This is a genomic window from Streptomyces violascens, assembly GCF_014649955.1.
GTDB classification, from domain to species: domain Bacteria; phylum Actinomycetota; class Actinomycetes; order Streptomycetales; family Streptomycetaceae; genus Streptomyces; species Streptomyces violascens.
Window position 1 is genome coordinate 1 of record NZ_BMUA01000040.1, and the last position, 21,568, is coordinate 21,568.

Annotated in this window: 25 protein-coding genes; 13 read left to right on the forward strand and 12 right to left on the reverse strand. The window is 68.6% G+C overall.

The genetic code is table 11. From position 1 onward, the window contains the following. Both IE206_RS38640 and IE206_RS38645 read left to right on the forward strand, forming a co-directional pair. Positions 1 to 475 (forward strand): RNA polymerase sigma factor (locus IE206_RS38640; protein ID WP_189970831.1); only part of this gene is annotated, 475 nt, incomplete at its 5' end. Further along, positions 463 to 954, forward strand: a complete 492-nt coding sequence (locus tag IE206_RS38645) for an SRPBCC family protein (protein ID WP_189970833.1) — start codon at positions 463 to 465, stop codon at positions 952 to 954. The genes IE206_RS38640 and IE206_RS38645, both read left to right, overlap by 13 nt. 255 nt (positions 955 to 1,209) lie before the next feature. Here IE206_RS38645 and IE206_RS38650 read toward each other — a convergent pair whose 3' ends face one another. Then, on the reverse strand, positions 1,210 to 1,443 hold the full coding sequence (locus tag IE206_RS38650) for a hypothetical protein (RefSeq protein ID WP_189970835.1): 234 nt from the start codon (positions 1,441 to 1,443) through the stop codon (positions 1,210 to 1,212). Between the two features lie 227 nt (positions 1,444 to 1,670). On the opposite strand from IE206_RS38650, the gene IE206_RS38655 reads away from it, so the two are divergent. Next, the gene (locus IE206_RS38655) at positions 1,671 to 2,945 is read left to right on the forward strand and encodes a transposase (RefSeq protein ID WP_226598588.1); all 1,275 of its coding nucleotides are present in this window, start codon (positions 1,671 to 1,673) and stop codon (positions 2,943 to 2,945) included. A 147-nt stretch (positions 2,946 to 3,092) separates the two neighbouring features. Here IE206_RS38655 and IE206_RS38660 read toward each other — a convergent pair whose 3' ends face one another. Then, positions 3,093 to 3,737, reverse strand: coding sequence for a TetR/AcrR family transcriptional regulator (locus tag IE206_RS38660; RefSeq protein ID WP_189970837.1), 645 nt, complete (start codon positions 3,735 to 3,737; stop codon positions 3,093 to 3,095). Positions 3,738 to 3,862: 125 nt separating this feature from the next. On the opposite strand from IE206_RS38660, the gene IE206_RS38665 reads away from it, so the two are divergent. Beyond that, positions 3,863 to 4,564: a rhomboid family intramembrane serine protease gene (locus IE206_RS38665; protein WP_189970839.1), complete on the forward strand. Its 702-nt coding sequence runs from the start codon at positions 3,863 to 3,865 to the stop codon at positions 4,562 to 4,564. Positions 4,565 to 4,634: 70 nt separating this feature from the next. Here IE206_RS38665 and IE206_RS43745 read toward each other — a convergent pair whose 3' ends face one another. Together IE206_RS43745 and IE206_RS38675 are read right to left on the reverse strand one after the other, a co-directional pair. Further along, on the reverse strand, positions 4,635 to 4,982 hold the full coding sequence (locus IE206_RS43745; RefSeq protein WP_373301053.1) for a hypothetical protein: 348 nt from the start codon (positions 4,980 to 4,982) through the stop codon (positions 4,635 to 4,637). 189 nt (positions 4,983 to 5,171) lie between these two features. Next, positions 5,172 to 6,260, reverse strand: coding sequence for a MerR family transcriptional regulator (locus IE206_RS38675; RefSeq protein WP_226598590.1), 1,089 nt, complete (start codon positions 6,258 to 6,260; stop codon positions 5,172 to 5,174). A gap of 666 nt (positions 6,261 to 6,926) precedes the next feature. Here IE206_RS38675 and IE206_RS38680 point away from each other — a divergent pair. Continuing rightward, positions 6,927 to 8,261 (forward strand): hypothetical protein, encoded by a 1,335-nt coding sequence (locus IE206_RS38680; RefSeq protein ID WP_189970843.1) that lies wholly within the window; start codon positions 6,927 to 6,929, stop codon positions 8,259 to 8,261. A gap of 286 nt (positions 8,262 to 8,547) precedes the next feature. Here IE206_RS38680 and IE206_RS38685 read toward each other — a convergent pair whose 3' ends face one another. The 3 genes from IE206_RS38685 to IE206_RS38695 form a co-directional block, all read right to left on the reverse strand. After that, entirely contained in the window at positions 8,548 to 8,880 is a 333-nt protein-coding gene (locus tag IE206_RS38685) for a hypothetical protein (RefSeq protein ID WP_189970845.1), read from the reverse strand. Between the two features lie 89 nt (positions 8,881 to 8,969). Beyond that, positions 8,970 to 9,563, reverse strand: a complete 594-nt coding sequence (locus IE206_RS38690; RefSeq protein ID WP_189970848.1) for a carbonic anhydrase — start codon at positions 9,561 to 9,563, stop codon at positions 8,970 to 8,972. Positions 9,564 to 9,951: 388 nt separating this feature from the next. Beyond that, positions 9,952 to 10,269, reverse strand: coding sequence for a helix-turn-helix transcriptional regulator (locus tag IE206_RS38695; RefSeq protein ID WP_189970850.1), 318 nt, complete (start codon positions 10,267 to 10,269; stop codon positions 9,952 to 9,954). Between the two features lie 135 nt (positions 10,270 to 10,404). Here IE206_RS38695 and IE206_RS38700 point away from each other — a divergent pair, with 135 nt between their 5' ends. The 6 genes from IE206_RS38700 (at position 10,405) to IE206_RS38725 (ending at position 14,888) form a co-directional block, all read left to right on the forward strand. Beyond that, positions 10,405 to 10,809, forward strand: a complete 405-nt coding sequence (locus IE206_RS38700) for an STAS domain-containing protein (RefSeq protein ID WP_189970852.1) — start codon at positions 10,405 to 10,407, stop codon at positions 10,807 to 10,809. Next, on the forward strand, positions 10,806 to 11,153 hold the full coding sequence (locus tag IE206_RS38705) for an ANTAR domain-containing protein (RefSeq protein ID WP_189970854.1): 348 nt from the start codon (positions 10,806 to 10,808) through the stop codon (positions 11,151 to 11,153). The genes IE206_RS38700 and IE206_RS38705 overlap by 4 nt, the downstream gene beginning before the upstream one ends. Before the next feature lie 109 nt (positions 11,154 to 11,262). After that, positions 11,263 to 11,424: a DUF5670 family protein gene (locus tag IE206_RS38710; RefSeq protein ID WP_189970916.1), complete on the forward strand. Its 162-nt coding sequence runs from the start codon at positions 11,263 to 11,265 to the stop codon at positions 11,422 to 11,424. 233 nt (positions 11,425 to 11,657) lie between these two features. Continuing rightward, positions 11,658 to 11,849: a DUF6381 family protein gene (locus tag IE206_RS38715; RefSeq protein WP_189970856.1), complete on the forward strand. Its 192-nt coding sequence runs from the start codon at positions 11,658 to 11,660 to the stop codon at positions 11,847 to 11,849. A gap of 675 nt (positions 11,850 to 12,524) precedes the next feature. After that, on the forward strand, positions 12,525 to 13,328 hold the full coding sequence (locus IE206_RS38720) for a SigB/SigF/SigG family RNA polymerase sigma factor (protein WP_189970858.1): 804 nt from the start codon (positions 12,525 to 12,527) through the stop codon (positions 13,326 to 13,328). A 228-nt stretch (positions 13,329 to 13,556) separates the two neighbouring features. Further along, the gene (locus IE206_RS38725) at positions 13,557 to 14,888 is read left to right on the forward strand and encodes an IS256 family transposase (RefSeq protein WP_189970918.1); all 1,332 of its coding nucleotides are present in this window, start codon (positions 13,557 to 13,559) and stop codon (positions 14,886 to 14,888) included. A gap of 88 nt (positions 14,889 to 14,976) precedes the next feature. Here IE206_RS38725 and IE206_RS38730 read toward each other — a convergent pair whose 3' ends face one another. From IE206_RS38730 to IE206_RS38740, 3 genes are all read right to left on the reverse strand, one after another. After that, a complete protein-coding gene (locus IE206_RS38730) occupies positions 14,977 to 15,621 on the reverse strand; it encodes a WYL domain-containing protein (RefSeq protein ID WP_189970860.1) in 645 nt (214 codons plus the stop codon). Continuing rightward, on the reverse strand, positions 15,554 to 15,757 hold the full coding sequence (locus tag IE206_RS38735) for a hypothetical protein (protein ID WP_189970862.1): 204 nt from the start codon (positions 15,755 to 15,757) through the stop codon (positions 15,554 to 15,556). Before IE206_RS38735 ends, IE206_RS38730 begins: the two co-directional genes overlap by 68 nt. A 392-nt stretch (positions 15,758 to 16,149) precedes the next feature. Further along, positions 16,150 to 16,677, reverse strand: coding sequence for a hypothetical protein (locus IE206_RS38740; protein ID WP_189970864.1), 528 nt, complete (start codon positions 16,675 to 16,677; stop codon positions 16,150 to 16,152). Between the two features lie 903 nt (positions 16,678 to 17,580). Here IE206_RS38740 and IE206_RS42925 point away from each other — a divergent pair. Beyond that, complete coding sequence (locus tag IE206_RS42925) at positions 17,581 to 20,133, forward strand: eCIS core domain-containing protein (protein ID WP_373301054.1); 2,553 nt, start codon at positions 17,581 to 17,583, stop codon at positions 20,131 to 20,133. A gap of 154 nt (positions 20,134 to 20,287) precedes the next feature. After that, complete coding sequence (locus IE206_RS38750; protein WP_189970866.1) at positions 20,288 to 20,413, forward strand: helicase associated domain-containing protein; 126 nt, start codon at positions 20,288 to 20,290, stop codon at positions 20,411 to 20,413. A gap of 8 nt (positions 20,414 to 20,421) precedes the next feature. Here the strand turns inward: IE206_RS38750 and IE206_RS38755 are convergent, their stop codons facing one another. Continuing rightward, the gene (locus IE206_RS38755) at positions 20,422 to 20,691 is read right to left on the reverse strand and encodes a hypothetical protein (protein WP_189970868.1); all 270 of its coding nucleotides are present in this window, start codon (positions 20,689 to 20,691) and stop codon (positions 20,422 to 20,424) included. Between the two features lie 294 nt (positions 20,692 to 20,985). Further along, entirely contained in the window at positions 20,986 to 21,318 is a 333-nt protein-coding gene (locus IE206_RS38760; RefSeq protein ID WP_189970870.1) for a hypothetical protein, read from the reverse strand. Positions 21,319 to 21,568: the final 250 nt, after the last annotated feature.

A 21,568-nucleotide genomic window follows, 5' to 3' on the forward strand; every position in this document is an offset into this window, starting at 1 on the left:
GGTCCGGGCCGCCCAGGGCGGCGACCAACTCGCGGTCGGCCGGCTGCTCGACCTGATCACCCCGTACGTCCGCCGGCTCTGCGGTCCGATCGCACTGGACGACGGCGCGGACGCGACCCAGGAGGCACTCATCATGGTCTTCCGCAAGCTCCGCCAACTCCGGGATACTGACGCGCTGTTCGGCTGGGTCCGGGCCATCGCCGTGCGGGAGGCGGTGCGACACGCCACCCGCACCGCGCGCTCGCAGCCGGCCGAGCTCGGCGAACTTCCCGCGCCCGGCGACCCCCAACTCGCCGCGGACATCCGCGACGTGCTGTCCCGGCTCTCCCCGGAGCACCGCGCCGTGCTGCTCCTGCGCGACCTGGAAGGACTGGACGAACGGCAGACCGCGACACTGCTCGCGGTCGCACCCGGGACGGTCAAGTCCCGGCTCTCCCGCGCCCGACTCAGCTTCCGAAAGGCATGGCAGCAGTGACCGAGACCCCGATGCCGCAGTGGCCCGTCGCCGACTTCGACCCCCTCCGCCGCCTGCACGTGATCGCCGCGACCACGCCCGGAGCGGCGCGGATCAGCGAGGCCGTTCTCGACGCACCGTTCGAGCGGGTCTGGTCGCTCGCCCAGGACCTGGAACGCACGATGCCACTCTGGATCCCCGATGTCCGCACGGTCAGCCTCCTCACCCCCGAGTCGACCGGCGCTCCCCTCCAGGCCCGGATCCACGGCCACACCCGGCTCCGTGCGACCTTCGCCATCGACCTCGCCCCCGGCTGGTGCCTGATGCAGAGCCGCCTCGTCCTCGGCGGAATGGCAGCCCGCCCCGAGACCGACCGCACCACCCGCTTCGCCTTCCTCGGCGGCCTGCGCTTCCCCGGCGCACGCCTCCTCACCCCCGCGCTACGCCCGTTCACCGGGAACCCCCTGGCACGGTTCGCCGCCCTCCTCAGCGAGGAATAGCAGAAACGCCCCAGGGCGGCCACCACCGTAAGGGGCGACCACCCTGCAGCGTTCGAGCCGCGGCGCCACGCAGTCCCATCGCTTTGAGATTGGGCTCGCGATCTGTCAGCTCCCGATTGCTCACGAGCTCAACCACCGTCCACGAAAGACCCACGGCTACCGCGCTCCGGCCGAGCTGACCTTCTGAACGGCGGCGATGCGCGGACCACTTGAGCTCGCCTTCGTTTGGCGACACTCGGACCGCCCGCCCGGTGGTCATGGGGCGAGGCGGTCTTCGTCACGCACCAGGTGCTCATCGCTGCTCTCGCGCTGACGCGACCGGTCTGCCCAGACTGCGTACACGTATGCGAGCCCTACCGCCACGCCCGCCAGCGCGTCGGGGTGCACCCCACCGATACATACCAAGGCGACGCCAGTGGCGAGGACAGCCAGGAAGGCGATGAGGTCGATCGCGCGGTTCTTCGACGGTGAAGGCTGGGGGGCAGGCATCCTGGTCTCCTGACATCTCGCATGGTGCGGAAGCCTCGCCGGTGCGAGGCGCAGTCAGGAGCTTCGCGGACCGCGAATTGTCGCGGAAGCCGTAATTTCGATCTTCTGTGCATCGTGAAAAACCCCGGACAGAGAGAGAAAGAAGGGTGACGGCTGCCCCCCCGGAAGTCCCGCCGAGGCGGCCGGGGCGTCCGCCGAACGAACCTCCCGAAGACCACGGCGATCCCGTGGCCGCCTGGAGAGTGGAGATCTGCCGCCTGCGGGACAAGAGCGGACTGCGGCAGAAGGACATCGCCAAGCGGCTGTATCGGAGCCAGCTCATGGTGTCCGGCTGGTTCAACGGGAGGATCCCGGAGCCGTCGGACGCCGAGAACCTGCTGAAGCTGTTCGCACTCACAGGTGAAGAGCGAGAGTGCGTGTGGTCGTTGTATCTGGACGCGTTCCGGGAGAAGAAACCAGACCTTGCAAGGATCACACACCTCTACCGGCACGGAGCGGGCCGCACGTCCGGTCCCCGTATCCAGGCTCTGCGCCAGATCATGGTGCAGAACTACGACCGTGACACCGCGGGCCGCCTGCGCTGGCGCGCGGCCGAGAAGGAAGGCGGGCCCAGGCTGCCGCCCTCGTCCCGGGCCATCGTCTCTCCCTACGACACATCGGCCCGCTACGCACGGCACGGACACATCATCAGCTGGAAGGGGTTCTCCGCACATCTGACCGAGACCTGTGCTCCCGACGGCCCCAACGTGGTCACCACCGCGGCCACCACCCACGACAGTCAGGTCCTGCCCGGCATCCACACCCGTCTGGCCCGCCGCGGGCTGCTGCCCGCCGAGCACCTGGTCGACGCCGGCTACACCTCCCTGCCCCACCTGGAACAAGCCGCCCGCGAACACCAGGTCACCGTCTCCGGGCCGCTGAAGAGCAACCCCACCCGACCGCACCGCCAAAACGAGGGCTTCGCCCGGGACGACTTCCACATCGACTACGACAACCAGCAGGTCACCTGTCCCCAAGGCCAGGTCAGCGTGGGCTGGCACGGCCCCTACCCGACCTCCTCGCCCACCGCGGCCCCACTGATCGTGGCACGGTTCACCAAGGGCCAGTGCCGCCCCTGCCCGGTTCGCACTCAGTGCACCAGCACGGCCGACAACGTCCGCACCGTGGGATTTCCCCCGCGAGAGCTCCGCGAGCTGCAACTTCGCGTCCGTACTGAACAGCAGACGCCCGAGTGGAAGGCCCGCTATGCGGTCCGCTCCGGAGTTGAGGGCACCGTCAACGAGTTCGCCCACGGACACGGCATGCGCCGGTGCCGCTACCGAAGTCAGTCAAAGGCCCACCTCCAGCACGTCCTGACGGCCATCGCCGTCAACATCGAGCGCCTCAGTGGACTGCCACCAACCGAGGAGGCCCCCAAGTCCCGTCGGCCTACCGCATTCCAGGACTACCTCGACCAGCGCGAGATCTCCCGGCCAAAATCCTGGCGAACCCTGGGCACCTGACCTCGGCAACTCCAAGATCCCCGACGGAGTCAAGTTTAAGGCCTGTTGCGAAAGTTGATTTTGATCGTTGATGGGCACTCCCTGTGGGACGTGGGGATCTGACGAACCGCCAGCGGGCCCGGCTGTCCGTTCGAGCTTGCTCGACGTTCATCGTCCGCTTCCGAGGAAGCCGTGTGCCGTCAGGTCGAAGGCTGCCTGGGCCGCGGCGCGGGCGTCGGGGTGGACGGTTTCGGCGCTTTCGCCGGCCAGGAGGCGGCGTACGTTTTCCGCTGCCAGTTCTTCGCGAAGACCGATGAGTTGGGCTGCCTTGACGCGGGCGAGGACGTCCGGGTTGCCGTGCCGGCCGGGCTCGGCCAGTTCGGCGGCCAGGAGGGCGCGGTCGCGGGCGGTCAGGCGCAGGGCGCGGTCGGCCAGCGTGGGAGTTTCGTCCAGCAGTCGGCGGACGGCCAGCACGTGGGGGGCGTCGCACAGGCCGGTGGCCGCGTCGCGGGCATCCAGTCCGGTCAAGAAGGCGTGGCGCAGTGCCGCGACCGGGCTCTGGCCGGGCGGGCGTTCGCGGACGGTGCGTGCGGCGTCGCCGATGTGGTCCTCGATGGGGCGCAGCGCGAGGTCTTCCTTGGTCGGGAAGTAGTTGTAGACCGTCATCCGTGACACCTCGACCGCCTCGGCGATCTGGGCGACGGTGACGTTCTCGAAGCCGTGCCTGAGAAACAGGCCGATGGCGGTCTCCCACAGGGACTGGGCGGTGCGCTGTTTCCGGCGCTGGCGAAGACCTGCTGCTGGCTGCGTCATGAAGCCACTATACAACGTCAAATATTCATCAGTGTCAAAATATTGACGCTGTACAAAATCATGGCTTACGGTTTGAGCCGTGGCCGAAGGTGCCGCAGACCGATTCCCCAGGGAGAAGAGCACCCATGAACGTGCACGACCTGCCGCTGTACGCCTGCGCCGCTGCCGTGGTCGGACCCGGCATCAAGGTGCTCAGCGCCTCGCTCCCCGCCCCGGCCGCAGGACAGGAGCCGCAGACCGGGGCGCGGGCCCTGCTGCGCGCCTGGCGTCCGGCGGTGCCCGTGGCCGCGGGCGCCATGGTCGTGGTCATGGCGGCGTTCAACCTGGCCCAGACGGCCTGGCCGGGTCTGATCGGTCACCTTCAGCGGCAGCCCGGCGGGGCCTGGTGGCGGGCGGTCACGGCGCTGCTGGTGGAGTCCAGCGGCTGGGTGCAGCTGCTGTTCAACCTGGCGGCGCTCATCGCGGTCGCGCCCATCGCGCAGCGTGTCCTCGGCCCGGCCTGGACCCTCGCGATCTACCTCGTCTCCGGGGTCGCCGCCCAGGTGGTGAGCATGGCGTCCTGGAGCCCGTACGGCGGGGGGAACTCGGTGGCCATCTGCGGCCTGGTCGGCGCCCTCGCCGCTGCCTACGCACTGCGCGGGCCGGACGCGCCGCTGCGCCGCATGGCGCTGCTCGTCCCGGCGGCCGGGCTGGTGCTCTGCGCGATGACCAACAACCACGGAGTGGGGCTCCTGGCCGGATCCCTGCTCGGCGCCGGCCTGGCGGCCGTCGACCGCACCGGACGTCGCATCCACCTCCCCGTCCGCCCCGAAACGGCCGCGGTCTGACGCCTGCTCAAGAGATCGTCAACTGGCTCGGCCCCTTACGGGAGACGGGTCTAGGGCGTGAAAGTGCTGGTCACAGCCATTCGTTGATGGCTGTGACCAGCACGGTTGCTTGGTAGCGGACGGCGAGTTTGTCGTCCCGCGTGGCGACGGCCCGGTGTCGCTTGAGGCGATTGATCCCGCACTCGACCGCGTGCCGCTGCTTGTAGTCGTCCTTGTCGAACGTCGGCGGTCGCCCGCCACGCAATCCGCGCTTGAGGCGGTTGCGGACACGGTCTGCCTCGTCGCCATCATCGCGGTCGGCCAGGTACTGGAGCAGGCGCACCGTGCCCCGGGCTTCGGCGAGGGGCAGCAGCGGCAGACCTGGGGCCCCTCGGGGTAGTCGCGCGCCACCGGGGCACCGAAGATTGAGATCATCCATGGCCCGCCAACTGCGAGAACATGCAGGGGGTTTACATAGTCCACCTCCCCGCAGGTGTCATTCGTCAAGACTCTGACGCTGGCGCCCCGAACTCACCACTAGGAGCTGTCCGGTCGATCATGCGCGGAGTCAGATGAACAGCGCGGCTGCGGTGGTCGTGCCGAGGCAGAGGTGGCGCGCTCCGAGGGTTCAGGCCACGAGCAGGCGCAGGCCCAGTTCTGCCGCGTCGAGGGCGACGAGGTCCCGGTTGCGTTCGGCCCAGCGGCCTGAGGAAAGGTCGTCGCGGAGGCTGTCCACCGCCCGCTGCTCGGCCTGAGGCCCGACTCTGGTCCATACCGATACTGCGCGGCGGACCTGTTCGTCCAGGTAGGCCTCGGGCCGGCGCCAGTGGGCCTCGAAGAAGCCGTCAGCACAGTCCCACGGGATGAGCACCGGCTCTGCGCGGCCCCCGATCGCGCGGGTCATGTCGGCCAGTGAAGGCCAGCCGACGAGAAGGTCAGCGAACTCAGGCAGATAGTCGCGGGTGAGCCAGAACCGCTGAAGCCAGCCCGTGGTACTGGCGTCATACGTAAACACCACCACTCGGCGGGCCACCCGCCGCATCTCGCGCAGTCCGGCAACCGGGTCCGGCCAGTGATGAACGGTGCTGACCGCCATCGCGGCGTCGAAGGACTGGTCAGCGAACGGCAGGCGCTCCGCACTGGCGGCCACGCACGACGCCGCACCGACGGGACGCTGCGCCCGCATCACCGCTGACGGTTCCACCGCCGTGACCTCGCGGTCCGGGGGTTCGTAGGAGCCGGTGCCGGCCCCCACGTTCAGTACCGTCCGGGCGTCCCCGAGCGCATCCCAGATCCTCGCGGCGATCCGCGGCTCGGTGCGCCGCGTCGACGGGTACGCGGACCCGATGACTTCATACAACTGAGCTCCGAAAACTTTGAGTTGATCCTCCGGTGTCGTCCTGATTCCCATTGCTCGTGCCCCCAGTTCCTTGTCGATGGCCGTCACCATGGCAGCAGCCCGGTCGCGCTGTTCCTGCAGCAGACCGCGTAGCCGGCGCAGGTGCGCGACCGTGTCGGTGGCCGGGTCGTCCACCAGATCCGCGATCTCGCGCAACCCGAAGCCCAGCCGCCGGTAGCCGAGCACCTCCCGCAGCCGCTCCACGTCGCCCGCCGAGTAGGCCCGGTACCCGGCTGTGGTCCGCGCGGACGGTCGTACGAGACCGATCTCGTCGTAGTGATGCAGCGTGCGGACGCTCACGCCGGCCAGTTCGGCCACGCGTCCCACGGTCAGGTGTTCCTCCACGCCACCGACAATGCGGCATAACGCCACGTGAGGGTCAAGCGATTCGCTCCTGGTACCACGCGTGGCTCCAACCCCACGCCGACCAGGAGCTTCAGGCGGTCGAAGCGGTCATGACCGCAGCCAGACAACCAGCGACGCTGCGATCACCGAGCCCAGGAAGACGAAACCGCGCTTGTCCTACCGCGCCGCAACGGCCCGGGAGTTCTTGAGCCTGCTGATGGCCCGTTTCAAGGAGCAAGCCACACTGCGCACATAGACGAGTACAGGGCTGGGAATGCCCCGGTTGTAGGGGTGGATGGCCTGCTCGCGGCCGCCACTGCTTTGCGGAAGCTACGCGAGCGGGATACCGCGAGCGTCAAGGACATCGCTCAGCGGTTCGCACAGACACAGCCGCACGCCCCGGATGGACGCACGAAGAGGCCGCGGCGGCGAGCAGGTACCAGAGGACCGGGGTGGACATCGGCGTCCGCTGCTCATGTCGGACCGCACGGCATTCACGCTCGCGATGACGCCCTTCTGCCGCCAAAGGAAGATCATCATTCCGTTAGGATCACCCCGCCATGTCATGAACACGGGGAAGTGTGATCTGTGAACCACAGCAACGGGATTCGTCCGCGGGCACGCGGCACGGTCGTCGGGATGTCGCTGGCCCTGGCGCTGCTGACCGGGTGCGGCGGCGGTGGGACGGCCGGCGGTAAAGCGGCGCCCGCCCCTGCCGCCAAGGGCACCGGGCAGGGGCCCGCCTACCAGGGGCCCGCGCTCCCCGGCTTCACCGCGCAACCCGCCTGGAGCCTGCACGCCGGAGGCACTTCGGCACCCGGCGTCCTCGACCTCGGCTCCACCCTGCTGCTGGCCAAGAACGCGCAGGGCGGCTACGTCAACACGCTGAGCGAAGGCATGCTCTACGACTCGCAGGAGGCTGATCCCCTCACGCTGGAGTTCCGCGACGTGAAGACCGGCGCCGTCCGCACGTCGCTGAAGGTGCAGGCCAAGACGCTCGAGGCGGTCACCTGGCACCACGGCACCCCCGCCGTCGCCGTGACCGCCTCCACCACCACTGCATCGGACGGCCTCACCGAGGCGAAGACCACCACCACGGCCACCGTGTACGGCGCCGACGGCCACGAACTCGCCAAGGTCCCCTCGTACAAGACGGGCACCCTGCTGGACGGCTACCGCGTCGAGGAGACCGACGGCACCCTCCGCCTCACACCCGTCGACGGTGGCCCGGCGCGCACGGTCACCTGCACCGGCACCGCCGCCCGGTGTACCTACGACGCCAGGACCGGCGCGGCGGACGCCTCGGTGGGCCACGCCCCGCTCATCAGCGGCGACTACTACGCCGGCTTCCTGAACGCCAGCAACTACCAGACCGCCCCCGAGCAGATCACACTGAGCGAACTCGCCACCGGCAAGCAGGTGTGGAGCACCGACCAGGCGAAGGTCCCCCCGGGCGTGGAGCTGGACGACAAGGGCCACCCGAAGAGCGAGGAGGTCCGCATCCTGCGGATCGCCGACGGCAAGGTCCTCGTCGGCCGGAAGGCCGGTGCCTCCCTCTCCTCCGGTAGCTGGATCGACGCCTGGTACGACCTGAAGACCGGGGCGCTCCTCACCTCGTACAAGAGCGCGCAGGAGGTGCTGTTCTCGCCCTCCGGAGACTTCGCCGCCCGGGATACGGTCAAGTTCGAGGATTTCCCCGGCACCGCCGTGTGGCAGACCGCCGACGGCAAGCAGCTGTGGGAGCAGCACGACGGCGAACACCCCCTCGACCCGGTCCGCTTCACGGCTGACGGGTCGGTGCTGTACGGGGAGACGGAGGACAGCGGCTCGAAGACCGGCATCGCGGTGGACACCCGGACCAAGAAGGTACTGGCGAAGAACCTGCCCGAGGACAACCTCCCCTCCGTCGATGCGGCTACCGGTTACGGCTACGTGACCACCGCGGCGGGACTCTTCGCCTTCGCACCAGCGTGAGCCCTCCGCTCATCCAGCCATCGGCCAGGCCAGGTTGCATCAGCCCCCGCACCCTGGCACGACACGGCCCACAGCATCGCGTGCGCCCAGACAGCAGGCCTGCAGCAGCAATGCGGGCAGACCACGGAAGTGTCCGAAAGATCGTGTAAGTCTGTGATGTGACAGCCTGGCCTGAGGCTCGGCCTCGGGCCTGCGGGCCAGGCGGAACGGACGAGTCATGACAGACAAGACGGAGCCAGCCGCTTCGGCGGTGGCCGGGGAGAAGATGGGGAAGCGAGCGCCCTTGTCAGTCCGGTGTGGAGGCGGGGGCAGCTGCTGGGACCAGGGCTCCGTTGGGGCGTTGGGGCTGTCCGGTGCGCTGGTCCCTGGGGAGCGACAGCGGGGCCAGAGGGTGGCGGCGCAGGTGCCAGGACTGGTAGGCGATCAGGACGAGGAGCAGGGCGGTGAGTGCCGTGGTGGCGCCGGTCGTGCCCCAGCCCAGGCCGCCCTGGGCGGCCGGTTTGGTCAGCGCGTCGCCGCCGGCCGCACCCAGCGGGCGGACACCCTGGGAACCTCCAGCGGTGACTGGCTCTCCGACGACACCGGCCTGGGCTTTCGGGGTGCCTTTGCCGGTTGTCATGGCCAGTGAAGAGGTCCAGCAGGGCCCGGACGGGCCGGTGGACTTCGGCAGGATGACGGAGAGTGAAGGGCCCGGCCCGGCCGGGCGCTTTATGAGGCAAGGCCAGCCGGGACTTCCAGGCCGCGGGCGGTGACCAGGCGGGCCGTGCCGTCGGCCAGCCGGTACGACAGTCCCACCACCGCAGCCCGCCCGGCCTCGGCCGCCTGGGCGAGGACGCGGGAGCGATCCAGCAGCAGGTCGACGGTGTGCCGTATGTGTTCGGCGATGAAGTACTCGTCCTCTGTGTGCCCTGCGGCTCGGGCGGCCAGCACGCTGGGAGTGATCCGCTCGATCACGTCCCGTACGTAGCCGCCCGCCGTGGCACCGTCCTCGACGGCGGCCCGGGTAGCCGCGACCGCGCCACACGCGTCGTGGCCCAGCACCACGACCAGCGGGGCGCCGAGCACGCTCACCCCGTACTCGATGCTGCCCAGCACCTCCGGCCCTTGGACGTGCCCGGCGGTACGGACCACGAACAGGTCGCCCAGGCCGCGGTCGAAGATGATCTCGGCGGCCAGCCGGGAGTCGGAGCAGCCGAACAAGACGGCGAAGGGCTGCTGGGACGGTGCGGTCTCGGTGCGGCGGGCGGCGTCCTGGTTCGGGTGCTCTGGGGTGCCGGCGACGAAGCGCTGATTACCGGCCATGAGCAGGTCTAAAGCGTCGCGGGGCGCCTGGGTCTCGGTTATGGCCGCAGCCTACGAGCCGGCATCTGCCGTCGCAGCGGCTGGCCCCACCAGAAGGTGCCGGATCGGGCGACATCGGCGGCCTGCACATCACTCCCAGGCGTCAGGCAAGGACCGTCTCGATGCGGAACCTCAGCGCGCGGCGCAGCTGCCCGGCCCCGTAGGGGTCTCCAGCTCTGCGTTCGTCCTGCACACCCGGGGGCGCTGCTCGCGCTGTCGGCAATGGGCCGTGCCCGGGCTGACCTCCGCCCGGCAGTCGTAGCGTCACGGTCCGCATACCCCCGGGCCGGGCTGCCGCTGGCCCGGACCGAGGCTCACGGCACCCGCATGCAAGGGGGTGTTCAGGGGCCTACTCGCCCTGTGGCCGCATGCTGTCGTGCTGGGCGAGCACGGAGAGCAGATCGGCGACGGTGCCCTTGTCCGCCGGGTGACGCAGCGGCGTATGCGGCGCGACACGGTAGACGTTGGAGCGGCCCTCGCGGGTGTGGGTGAGATAACCGCCCTGCTCCAGGTCGGAAATGATGTTCTGCACCGATCGCTCGGTCAGTCTGCAGTGCGCGGCGATGTCGCGTATGCGCACGGTGCTGTTCTCGGCGATGGCCGCCAGCACGCGGGCATGGTTGGTGAGGAAGGTCCAGCCGCTGTGCGCCTCAGGTACTCCGCCCATCCCTCCACCATAGGCATGGCGATTCACGCAATCAAAAGGGTGAAGTGGATTTCCTGTAAGTCTTGACGGGTGAGGGGGTGGAGGGGGACATTGGGAAGGACCGCAGCCGCGTGGAGTCCTCGTGGGGAGCCTGCCGTGAAAGATCCAGAGATACCCCCTCAGACCACCAGTGCCCGGGCGAGCACGTCGGCCGGGCTGGCGGTGCACAGTGTCGCCGGATCCGACCTGGTCCTGGTCGCGGGGGAACTGGACCTCGACAACGCACAGGCCCTTTACTGCGCCCTGCGCGGAGCGCTCGACCGGTCGGTGAAGGAGCTGACCGTCGACCTGCGGGGCGTCGGTTTCTGTGACTGCTCCGGCCTCAGCGCGCTGCTGCGGCTGCGCCACCGCGCTCTGGTGCAGGGCAAAACGATCAGCATCCAGGGCCCGTGCCCAGCGGTGGAAAGGCTGCTCGCGATGACCCACACGCGCCCGCTGTTCACCACCACCCGCGACTGCTCCGGCAGCCTCCCGACCCGAGCTCTGAGGCGCTCGGCGTGAACGAGAACCCCGATGCTCTGCACCGCGAAGTCGAGCAGCTGCGCCGGGCCATGGAGACCCGCCCCGTCATCGACCTCGCCCGCGGCGCGCTGATGGCCTCCTTCAGCCTCAACCGCCACGACGCCTGGAACGTACTGGTCACCGTCTCCCAGCACTCCAACAGCAAACTCCACCAAGTCGCCGAGCACGTCCTCGGCTCCATCAACGGCGAACCCCTGCCCCAGCCCCTCCAGAAACATCTGGCCGCAGCCCTCGCCCCCTTCCGAACCAAACCCGACACCCCACCCGACAAACTCAACGCCCCCACCACCCCACCGGACACCTACGAGGCCGCAACCGAGTAACAACGGCCGCCCTCAGGCCGCCCCGAACCCGGACAGGCCGACAGAGCGCGAAAGGCGTGCGCTCGCAGGCGGCGGCGCGGGGCACCCGGCGTACTGGAGGTTGATGACGATGGTTCCCCTGCTTCTCGTCCTGCTGCTCGTCCTGGTCCTGTTCGGCGCCGGCTTCGCGCTCAAAATCCTGTGGTGGATCGCCATCGTGGTCCTCGTACTGTGGCTCATCGGCTTCATCGCCCGCCCCCGCGGCGGCAACGCCCGCTGGTACCGCTGGTAGACAGACCCCCCCCAGCGCGCACGGGGGGCGAGCCGGCAGGCCCGCCCCCCTGCCGGCCGTCCGGGACAGAGCCTCACATCGGTGCAGGCTGCGCCACTCCACAGGCCTCGCGGGCGCCGAGCAAGCCGCCCCGAGCTGGGCATGGCTGCCGACCGTAACCGCTCAACGTGCGGGGCCCGCGTGCGACTGGTTCTCTGAATTCCCCCGCCGTCGACGACCACCCTGGAGTACACGTGACCACGAGAGGCGACCTCGGGGCGCGCCGCCTGCAGCAGATCCGCGCGCAGGTGAAGGAGCTCCGCCACGCCGCCGACCGCACACTGGACCCCGAACTGCGCCAGCGCCTGCAGGACAAAGTCCGCCGCCTGCAACAGCAATGCGGACCGGAGTCCGGCCCGGACACCGCCCGCCCCGAAGCCGTGTAACCATGCCCGCGCGCGGCCCGCCGGGCCGGCTGTCCGAACCCGGGCGCAACCCCGCCGCCCGCGCATAGCGACCCCCAGTCCGGGAAAGACCGCGAAGGCGTTCGCCCCCCCTGCCACGGCCGGGTCCCCTCCCGGGCCGCGACGACGAACGCCCTGCGCGACGGAGGTACCCCGCCGCACGCGGCCGCCGCCCACCCCGACGGCGGCCGCACCCCCACACCAGCACCAGACCCCGATGCCGGGGCACACTGCCCGCCCGAGCGGCCCAACACCACGTAACCCCAGGTACCGCCAGCCCCTTGGGCTGCCAGGCCGGCATATGTACCCGGCCCTCGCCCCGGCCGCTGTCACGCAACCCCCTCCCAGGGCGGTCCGCCTTCACCCGGCGGCCGGGACACCTCCACCACGCACCGACAGCCCAGAGGTACCGAGGCAGCCCCGTGATCGCTCAGCCGGTCCGGGGGCCGCATACAGGCCAATCATGCAGCTCAACCGCGCCGGGACGGTTGGTGACCGTTTGCGGGGTGGGAGCAGGGGCAGGCGTACCTGGTGCTTCGGACCGGAGGCACGCCCGCAGGATCTCTCTGTTCCGGGCGTGTTCCCTCCGGACCCGCCCTGCATAGATGAAGGTTCGGCGGCGGCCAGTCAGCCCACCGACGTGCAGGAGCCCCACCCATGCCCACTACCGTTCCGCGTCACCGGACCCACGACGACGCCCCCGACACGACAGCCGCCTTCACCCGCCTCAACAGCCTCGACCAGGGCCCCGAGCACGACGCACTGCGCGACGACCTCGTGGCCCAGTGGCTGCCGATGTCACAGCGCGTGGCCGGCAAGTACCGCAACCGCGGCGCCGAACTCGACGACCTCCGCCAGGTCGCAGCGATGGGCCTGGTCAAAGCCGTCGACCGCTACGAGGTGGCCCGCGGCGCCTTCGAGGCCTACGCCATCCCCACCATCAACGGCGAACTCAAACGCCACTTCCGGGACACCCTGTGGTCCGTCCACGTCCCCCGACGCGTCCAAGAGATACGCAACAAGGTCCGCGTCGCACGCAGTGAGCTGCAGGCCGCCCAGCCGGGCGAGCCCACCATCGCCGAACTCGCCGCCCAGGCCGGACTCGAGGAGGACGAGGTCCGCGACGGGCTGCAGGCCCTCCAGTCGTTCAAGAGCCTCTCCCTGGACGCCGAAACCATCCGCGGTGACGAGGCCGGAGAGGGGGTGTCGCTGGCCGACAGCCTCGGCCAGGCCGAGGCCGGCTTCGACACGGCCGTCGACCGCGAAGCCGTCAAACCGGCGCTACGCGCTCTGCCCGAGCGCGAGTCGAAGATCCTCTACATGCGGTTCTTCCAGGACAAGACCCAAAACCAGATCGCTACCGAACTCGGCATCTCCCAGATGCACGTCTCCCGCCTCATCACCCGCACCTGCACCCGGATACGCGAACAGGCCCTCGCCGAACACCGCGACGTCGCCTGAACCCAGCCCAACACACCAAGGCCAGACGCGGGCAGGGGTCTGGAGCCGGCCCGACGGGAGACCCTCCTTTACCGGCGTGCCCCGTGGGGGCGATGGGGCACGCCGAGGCGGCCGCGCTGAACCTCCTCGCAGCGCGGCCGCCTCAGCCAACGGGAGTGTCATGAATTAAGTGGGTTCCTTCCTCGAAGGAGTCATCTGATGAGTACGACGACGGGTCACACGATCGGGATGGCGGGCGGCGTGTCGCTTGTCAGCGCCGATGGGACTGCTGAGGGTTCTGGTGTGAAGTCTTTGCCGGTATCCGAGAACGGTCTGTCGGTCGAGCTGCTGGAGGAACTCGCGGCGCTCGCAGCGGAGAAGACTGCTGCCGGCGGGCTTCGGCTGATGGGTGAGGGTGGCATTCTTCCGGAGCTCGCGCAGCACCTCATGCAGGCTGCTCTCGAGGCGGAAATGGACCTGCATCTGGCCGATGAATCCGTTCGCGAGGGCGGCAGGGGTTCGCGTTCAGGCGGAAATATGCGCAATGGGTACCGGGCGAAGAAGGTGATGACCGAGGTCGGTCCGGTGGTGGTGAATGTGCCGCGGGACCGGCTCGGTACCTTTCGTCCCGGCCTGCTGCCGAAATACGCCCGCCGGACTGGAGCGCTGGACGAAATGGTCCTTTCCCTGACCGGGAAGGGCCTCACATCCGGGGAGATCGTCGCCCACCTCTCCGAGGTCTACGGGATGACCACGTCGAAGGAAACGGTCTCCACGATCACGGACAAGGCGCTGGAATCGATGGCGGAATGGCGTACTCGTCCCCTCGATTCGGTCTATCCGGGGGTTTTCATCGACGCGATCCACGTGCGGATCCGGGACAGTCAGGTCGCCAACAGACCCGTCTACGTGGCGGTCGCGGTCACCGCGGACGGCTACCGGGAAATCCTGGGTCTGTGGACCGGGCAGGGCGGCGAGGGCGCCAAGTACTGGCAGACCGTGCTGACGGAAATCCGTAACCGCGGCGTGAAGGACGTCCTCATGCTGGTGTGTGACGGCCTGACCGCGCTGCCTGATGCCGTCGGTGCGATCTGGCCCCAAACAGTCGTGCAAACATGCGTAGTTCATCTGATCAGGAACAGCATGCGCTACGCATCAAGGCGGGACGCGGCTGAGATCGCCCGGGATCTCAAGCCCGTTTACACCGCGGTCGACGAAACCCAGGCACGGAGCCGGCTCACCGAGTTCGGCGAGAAGTGGGATGCACGCTATCCCTCGATTTCCGGGATCTGGGCCCGGTCCTGGAACGAGTTCGTTCCCTTCCTGTCCCTGCCGCCTGCGATCCGCCAGGTCGTCTACACGACGAACGCGATCGATAGTCTGAACGCGCGATACCGGCGGGCAGCACAAGCCTGCGGTCATTTCCCGAATGAAACCGCAGCTCTCAAGAGGCTCTACCTCGCGACCCTCGCCCTCGACCCCACCGGCCGGGGACGCCAGCGCTGGAACAACCGGTGGAAGGCGGCACTCAACGAATTCGACGTCCTCTTCGACGGCCGCCTTACCGCCAGTCAGGTATAGGCCGAGCAGCCCAACCCAAAACCGCTAGACCAAACAGACGAACCACACCTAATTCGTGATAGACCCCCGCGCCCGGCCAGCGGGGCGTTCAGTGCGTGGCGTGCAGGGTGCGGTGGGCGGTGGCGCGGAGGTGGTTGAGGACGTCGGGGTCGGCGTCGAGGCTGTAGTCGGCGGGGAGGCCGGCCAGGGTCTGGGTGATGCGGGGGAGGGAGTCGTCCGAGGCGTCGACGAGGCAGGTGGTGGGGTCGAGGGGGCGGATGCGGGTGGCCAGGTTGCGGGTGTGGGCGCGGACGTGGTCGGCGGGGGCGTGGACCGTGGCGACGGCGCGGTGGCGGGTGGGGGCGGCGGAGAGGCGGGCGGCGACGAAGGCGGCGGGGTCGCCGCCGGGCAGGTGTCTGGCGGCAACGCGGCGGCCGGTGAGCGTGACGCCGGTGATGCGGTCCAGGCGGAAGATGCGCCAGTCGTCCCGGCCAATGTCGTGCGCGAGGAGGTACCACAGGTCGCCGGAGGCGACGAGGTGCTGCGGCTCGACACGGCGCGGGGCGCTGGTGCGGGCGCGGGTGGTGTAGTCGAAGGTGATGATCTCGTGGTCGCGGCAGGCTACGGCGAGGGTCTCCAGGCCGGTGGCATCCTGACGGACCCGCCAGCAGTAGTACGCGGCCAGGTCATCGCCCAGGACGGTCGGGGTGTCCAGCGGGATCCAGCCACCGGATCGGCAGGCCCTCGTACGCAAGCGTGGTCGGCAGCTCGACCAACGTGCCGTCCTCCTCGCGGTAGATAAGCCCCTCGACCCGGTAGACGTCGTCCGGCAGGCCGAAGGCCTGCGCCTGGCCGTCGGAGAGCGGGAAGCCGACCTTGCTCGTGGTCACCACCTCGACCCCGTCGACCGTGCGCCGCTCAAAATCAATGTCTGGACGGTGAGGTCGGACCCCTTGCCGCGGTGCAGGTACAGCCTCAGGTCCGCGGCGAACGCCTCACAGGTCCGTGGGATGCGTTCTCGCACCGCGGGCGGGATGCGCTGGGGCACGTTCACGATGTACGTCGCCAGTTGCCCATCCGCACGTTCCTGGTCCGCATCACGCGCCTCCCCCATCCGGGGCCACGGCAAGCCTTAACACCGGCCTGCTTCCAGACTCCTCCCCGTCCATCACCCCCATCAGGGCGCATTTTCTCTTGAGCCTCGATAGATCCTCTGCGGAAACCTCCCCCCACGCCTCGGCCTCACCGAGCTGTCACAAGCCGCGGCACCGGAACGACACCGCTATCCGCCGAGATCGATCAGGGCCCAGCGTCGGCGCCCGCTGCCCTCCTGGTCGGTGTCGGTGCCACAGGAAACGACTCCCCGACCGGTCACCTCGCGCAGCAGGTCCCCGTCTTCGGGGGTGTGGCCGCTCTGGTGGGACAGGAGGAGGATGAGGGCCTGGTGGTCCTGGTCGGCGAGGTGCAGGCTGATGCGGCGGCCGCCGTCGGTGAGGGCGGCGCGGGTCAGCAGGACGGTCACCTCGGTGATGCCCGCTTCCTTGCCGGCGTCGAGGCGGTAGCCCCACTCGGCGAGCTTCCCCACCACGTGCCGGGCTGCTTTCGCGGGTGTCCAGGGGGCGTTTTCCAGGGTCCAGTTCGCCGCCCGCCGGTTCGCGATCCGCGCCACAAGGCGCGGCCGCACCACAACGGCGGAGGCTGCCGTCGCGCCTTCGGGCCGTGGGGGTTCCACCGGCCTCTTGGGCGGGGGCGGGGTCTTCGGCGGGTAGTCGGGGCGATGCCCGTCCTCGGCATCCAGCGGCACTGCCACAACTGCCTCCCCACGAACGGGCGTTCCAGAGCCCGAAGGGGGCCCGTGGTGCTCAGCGTAGACCTCCCCCCGGACACCAAGGGAGCAAACGCATCCAGCCGCATCAGGGCCCGGCCCGCAGTCGGCCCAGCCCGAGTGGGGTCGGCAGGCAGCGGGCTCGGGTGACGATCAGGCTCCCGGTCTCGGTGGACTGGGCGGGAACGCATTCTTGTCCGGCACCGGTCCACTGGGTGGGCGTCCCGGCGGCGGCTGCGACGGCAGCCGAGCCGGAGGCTTACGCACATAGACAATCACGGACGTATCGTAGCGGCGCACAACGTCAGCAACTCGGCGCCTGCACACCTGTGTTGAGGTCCGGATCGCGCGCCACCGTCTCGGGGCGCACCGCTACCTTTGGCTTGGGCTGCTCACGGCATCGATGCTACCTGTCGGTCGTCGCCCAGCCCGGTGTCAGCCTCAGCACGGCCGTCACGACAGATACCGGCCCAGGCTGGGTCTGAGTCGCGCAGCTGGCAGGGGGCGAGGCCGGGGCGCAGCGGGAGGCCCGGGCGGACGGGGTAGCGGCGGGCGGAGTGCCGACCAAGGTCAAAACGCCCGCCGCAGACACCACCCCAGGAAATCCCAACCGTTGTGCAGCAATCCCACTTTCTGCAACACCCCAGGTCACAGACCTGCCGATAAAGCCACCCACTCAACCCAACTGGGACAACACACACCCGCGGCCGCTCCCGCTCCGCTAACGCGGAGTGGCGGTGTGACACGCGGAGCACTTGGAGAGGTTAGCGAAGCGTTAGCTCCCACTGAAACGATCGTGCGTTCCCCCCGTGGGGCCTCTGCTGATGACCTCTGTCGGCCAGGCTCCCCCGGCCCAGCAGCGCGAGCAGCAGCCCGCGAGAGGACTCGATGCACGCCAACGACCAGGCTCAGACTGCAGAGGGCAAGAGTTCCGCCCACTCCGCCGCCAAGACTCCCGCGTCGGGCGGTGGTATATCTGCCGGGCTCCTCGCCCTGCAGAGCAGCGCGGGGAACGCGGCTGTCGTCCAGATGCTCCGCGCGGCCGGGCACGCCTGGGCTCAGCCGGAGCAGCACCAGCACGGCGCCGGATGCGGCCACCAACAGCCCGAACAGGCGGCACAGCCCGCCGTGCAGCGCTCCGCCGTCCATGACGTGCTGCGCACCAGCGGGCGTCCCCTGGACGAGTCGACCCGTACGGACATGGAAAGCCGGCTCGGCGCCGACTTCTCCGACGTCCGCATCCACAACGACGGCGCCGCCAAGGCCTCCGCAGCCGAGGTCGGCGCCCGGGCATACACCTCCGGCAGCCATGTCGTCATCGGCGACGGCGGCGGCGACAAACACACGTTGGCCCATGAGCTGACCCACGTGATCCAACAGCGCCAAGGGCCGGTCTCGGGCGCCGACAACGGCAACGGACTGAAGGTCTCCGACCCCTCCGACCGCTTCGAACGCGACGCCGAGGCGAACGCACGCCGTGTGCTGTCCGGCCCTGCCCCAGCGGAGCGCAGCGGGGCGGACACGGAATCGACGCCAGCCGGTGAGCAGAGTCCGCACGCGGCGGGTGCGGCTCCCGTTCAGCGGCTCGTCTCTCAGATCGCCCCCGCGGAAGATGGGACCGTGGGTGATGTCAACGTGGTGGGCCGGCCCGAATCGCCGTACACGGGCACCATGGGAGACCACTCCACCGCATACGTTGTCCAGGTCCGGGCCATAACGGAACGTATTAAGGGGAAAACCCCCGATGCAGCCGCGGCAGACGTGCAGAATCTCATCGGGGAAGTCGAAGCTCTGCCCGGCTATCAGCTGCTTGACTCGCTCCCCCAGGAACGGCGTGCAAAAGTCGAGGAAGCCTCCAACGAGGTTCGTTCCAGAGCCTATGCGCTGGCACACGGCAAGGTTCCCGTTGCGACCCAGATGCTGGAACTCCAGACCTTGGTCGGGGATTTCCTGCACTTCCGCGAGCTCATTCCGCTCAGCACCATGAATGTAAAGTCGGTGGCACCCGCCGAGGCCGGAAAGGGAAAGGGCGAGTCCGGTCACAACCAAGTTCTTGCCCAGCACGCGAAAAACGGCTCGGCCGACCCGGCAGAATTGCAGCAGGCGATTCTCGGGCTGCTCGATGTCAACGGGGTGGCCTTGGTCGCCACTCAGCACGATGCCAAAGATCTGGCCGCTCTCGCGCCCGGACTGATACTCAATCGAACTCTGGAGTCCGGCCTGACGCACGGTCACACTCCGGAGCAGCGAGCCCAGTTCATCATTCAACAGCATCTGCTATCGATTGAGACTGCCTACCCGGGCGCAGTCCAAGCCGCATACGGCGACGGAGACCGTGCAATGGAACTCATCTTCGCGCAGGTGACGATTCAGGTAAATGAGCGAATGGCGAGAAACAGAACCACATACCTGGACAAGATCACTAAATACGACGAACAGATCCGTCAGTGGATTGGCGATCGGAGTCCGTACGGAAAAGATTCTCTGATCAAGGTGCAGGAGTACCGCAGCGACGCGGTCACCGCCCTGGAGGCCAACGGCGGAACGGCCCCTCCGGCGCCCACCAGCAGCGTGCTAACGGGCACTAGGAACAGGAAACCCCCTGAGCGGTACGGCTCCACCGTGACAAGCAGCTCCGCTTCGGCCCCCATGCACGGCGGGGGCTCCATGGACATGGACATAGACGAGTCTGCGGAGATGAAAGCCGGCCCCGCCTCCGAGGAAGAGACGGCAGAGGCCATGGAGGCAAAGCAGCCTCTCGCGTCCCAGATCAAGATGGACGCCCACGGAAAAATCACGGCTTTCGATTCTGCTGGACGCAGTCCATCCCCCTTCTCCGGGACCATGGGAGCCCACACCACCGCCTGGGTGGTCCATGTCGATACTGTCCGCCGCGCAATCCTCGGACAGGACGTGGACGGCGCAATCACCGCGCTGGACTACCTCATTCAGGAAGCACAGAGAACAGAGGCAAAAATGACTCCGTTCTTCCCCGTGGATGCTGTCCACAAGGAGAAACTCACGCAATCCCATGCCAACCTGATACAAACCGCCCATAAAACGATGAATGCGCCCGAAGAAACCAGGGTTCTCTTCCTTCAGGGCCTGATCAATGCGCTGCTCACCTACATCAACTACATACCGGGAGCCACCCTCCAGGCTGCCGACACCGGCGGCAAGGCCGAGGGAACCCTCAGAAACAAGCTGCTCGCGCACGAACAGCGCAAAACACCCCTTTCCCCCGATCAACTCAAGGACGCTCTGCTCGGCCTGCTGGACATCAAAGAAGCAAATACCAAGCAGCGCGACACACTGATGGAGAGCCACGTGCAGAACATCAAGCACGCCTACCCGAAATGCACGGCCGAATCAGGTATCGAGAACACCTCGACTGCCCAATTGGTCAAGGCATGGGAAAAGCGATCACAGGCCGACGCATAACAGGGCCGAGCCCACGCGGCGCCCGCAGTCATCTCAGCGGGCGCCGCCCAGGTCCCAGTCCGCGTCGTCCCTTCGAGCATAAAAGCGATCTCCCCGATACGGCGAAAGCGACCGCCGCGATCCGGTGATGATCGCGCGGTGGGTGCGGTTCCAGGTGATCAGCACTGAACGTCGGGACTGGCGGCACGGCTACGACACCGCCTCCCGCTACCGGGACCGCGAGGGGCACCTGGACGTGCCCTACGAGCACGTGGAGGGCGCCTACCCGCTGGGGCGGTGACTGTCGGATCAGCAGCCCGCGCTGCGGGCCGGGCAGATGAGCGGGGAGCAGGCCGAGGAGTTGGACGCGCTCGGGATCGTGTGGGACACCGCCGACGCCCAGTTCGCCGAGAACTCGCCGCGGCCCGCGCGTACTTCGCCAAGGCCGGCACCCTGGCCGCGCCCCGGCACGCCACCGCGCTCGACAAGCCGGTCGGGCAGTGGCTCACCAACTACCGCCGCACCGGAGGCCTCGGCCCGGATGCCGACCGCGCCGAGCGGCGCGCGGCACAGATGCAAATATCCACATCCGCCGAGTGCGCGGCCTCGGCAAGCAGCAGGAACAACGCCTCCTCACATGCTTCACGCCCTACACCGGCTGACCGTCCGTCTGAGTAGTCCCGTACTCCGCACCCAGCGGGCGAGTTGGACTCCGCGGGCGCGGGCAACAGGGCCTCTGGCAGCTCAGGCGATCTCAACCTCCAGCTCCCGAGAGGCCCCGGCCTCATGCACTGGCCCCCACGCGATCACCCGGTCAGGGGAGCCTCGTTGGGTCCGCGACTCTGCTGACCGGAAGCGCGGAGGGCTTCTGGTTCAGGACCAGAGGTCAACCTCAAGGAGTTCGTCGTTGTTGTTGTAGGTGTTGGTGTTCTTGCCGGGAGTGAGGGGGAGACTGTGGATGGTGCCGTAGTCGTTGAAAATGATCTGCCCGGTGTGGCTGCCTGCATACACGGTGCTGGTTGCCCACCAACTGCCGGGGTGGTTACCGAGGTTGCAGATGGGATAGTACTGGGGGGTGGTGGTCGTGTTCCAGGCTATGAGCGCGCAGGTGCTGGCGGCGGAGGCGCTGGCAGGAGCGGCCGTGGCCACGGTGCCGAGCACGGCGGCGGCAGCAGCCATCACCGCGGTTTTCTTCAGAAGCTTCATGGTGTGTGTCCCTTTCTGAGGTCAGGAAAGAAGGCCAGGGGCGGCGGTGTTTGACGCAGCGCCGTTGATCCCCCGGTTGCCGGCATGCCCAGCCGCGACGCAGGCATGACCAGGGAGGCTGTTGTGAGCCAATCCGCACGGGCGCTCGGCCCTCAGTCTTCGGCCTGGTCATGTGACACGTGGCGCAGCGGAGACGCGCTTCCCGCGGATGGTCATGTCGCTGTGGCCCTTTCGGGAGGGCTGGATCAGC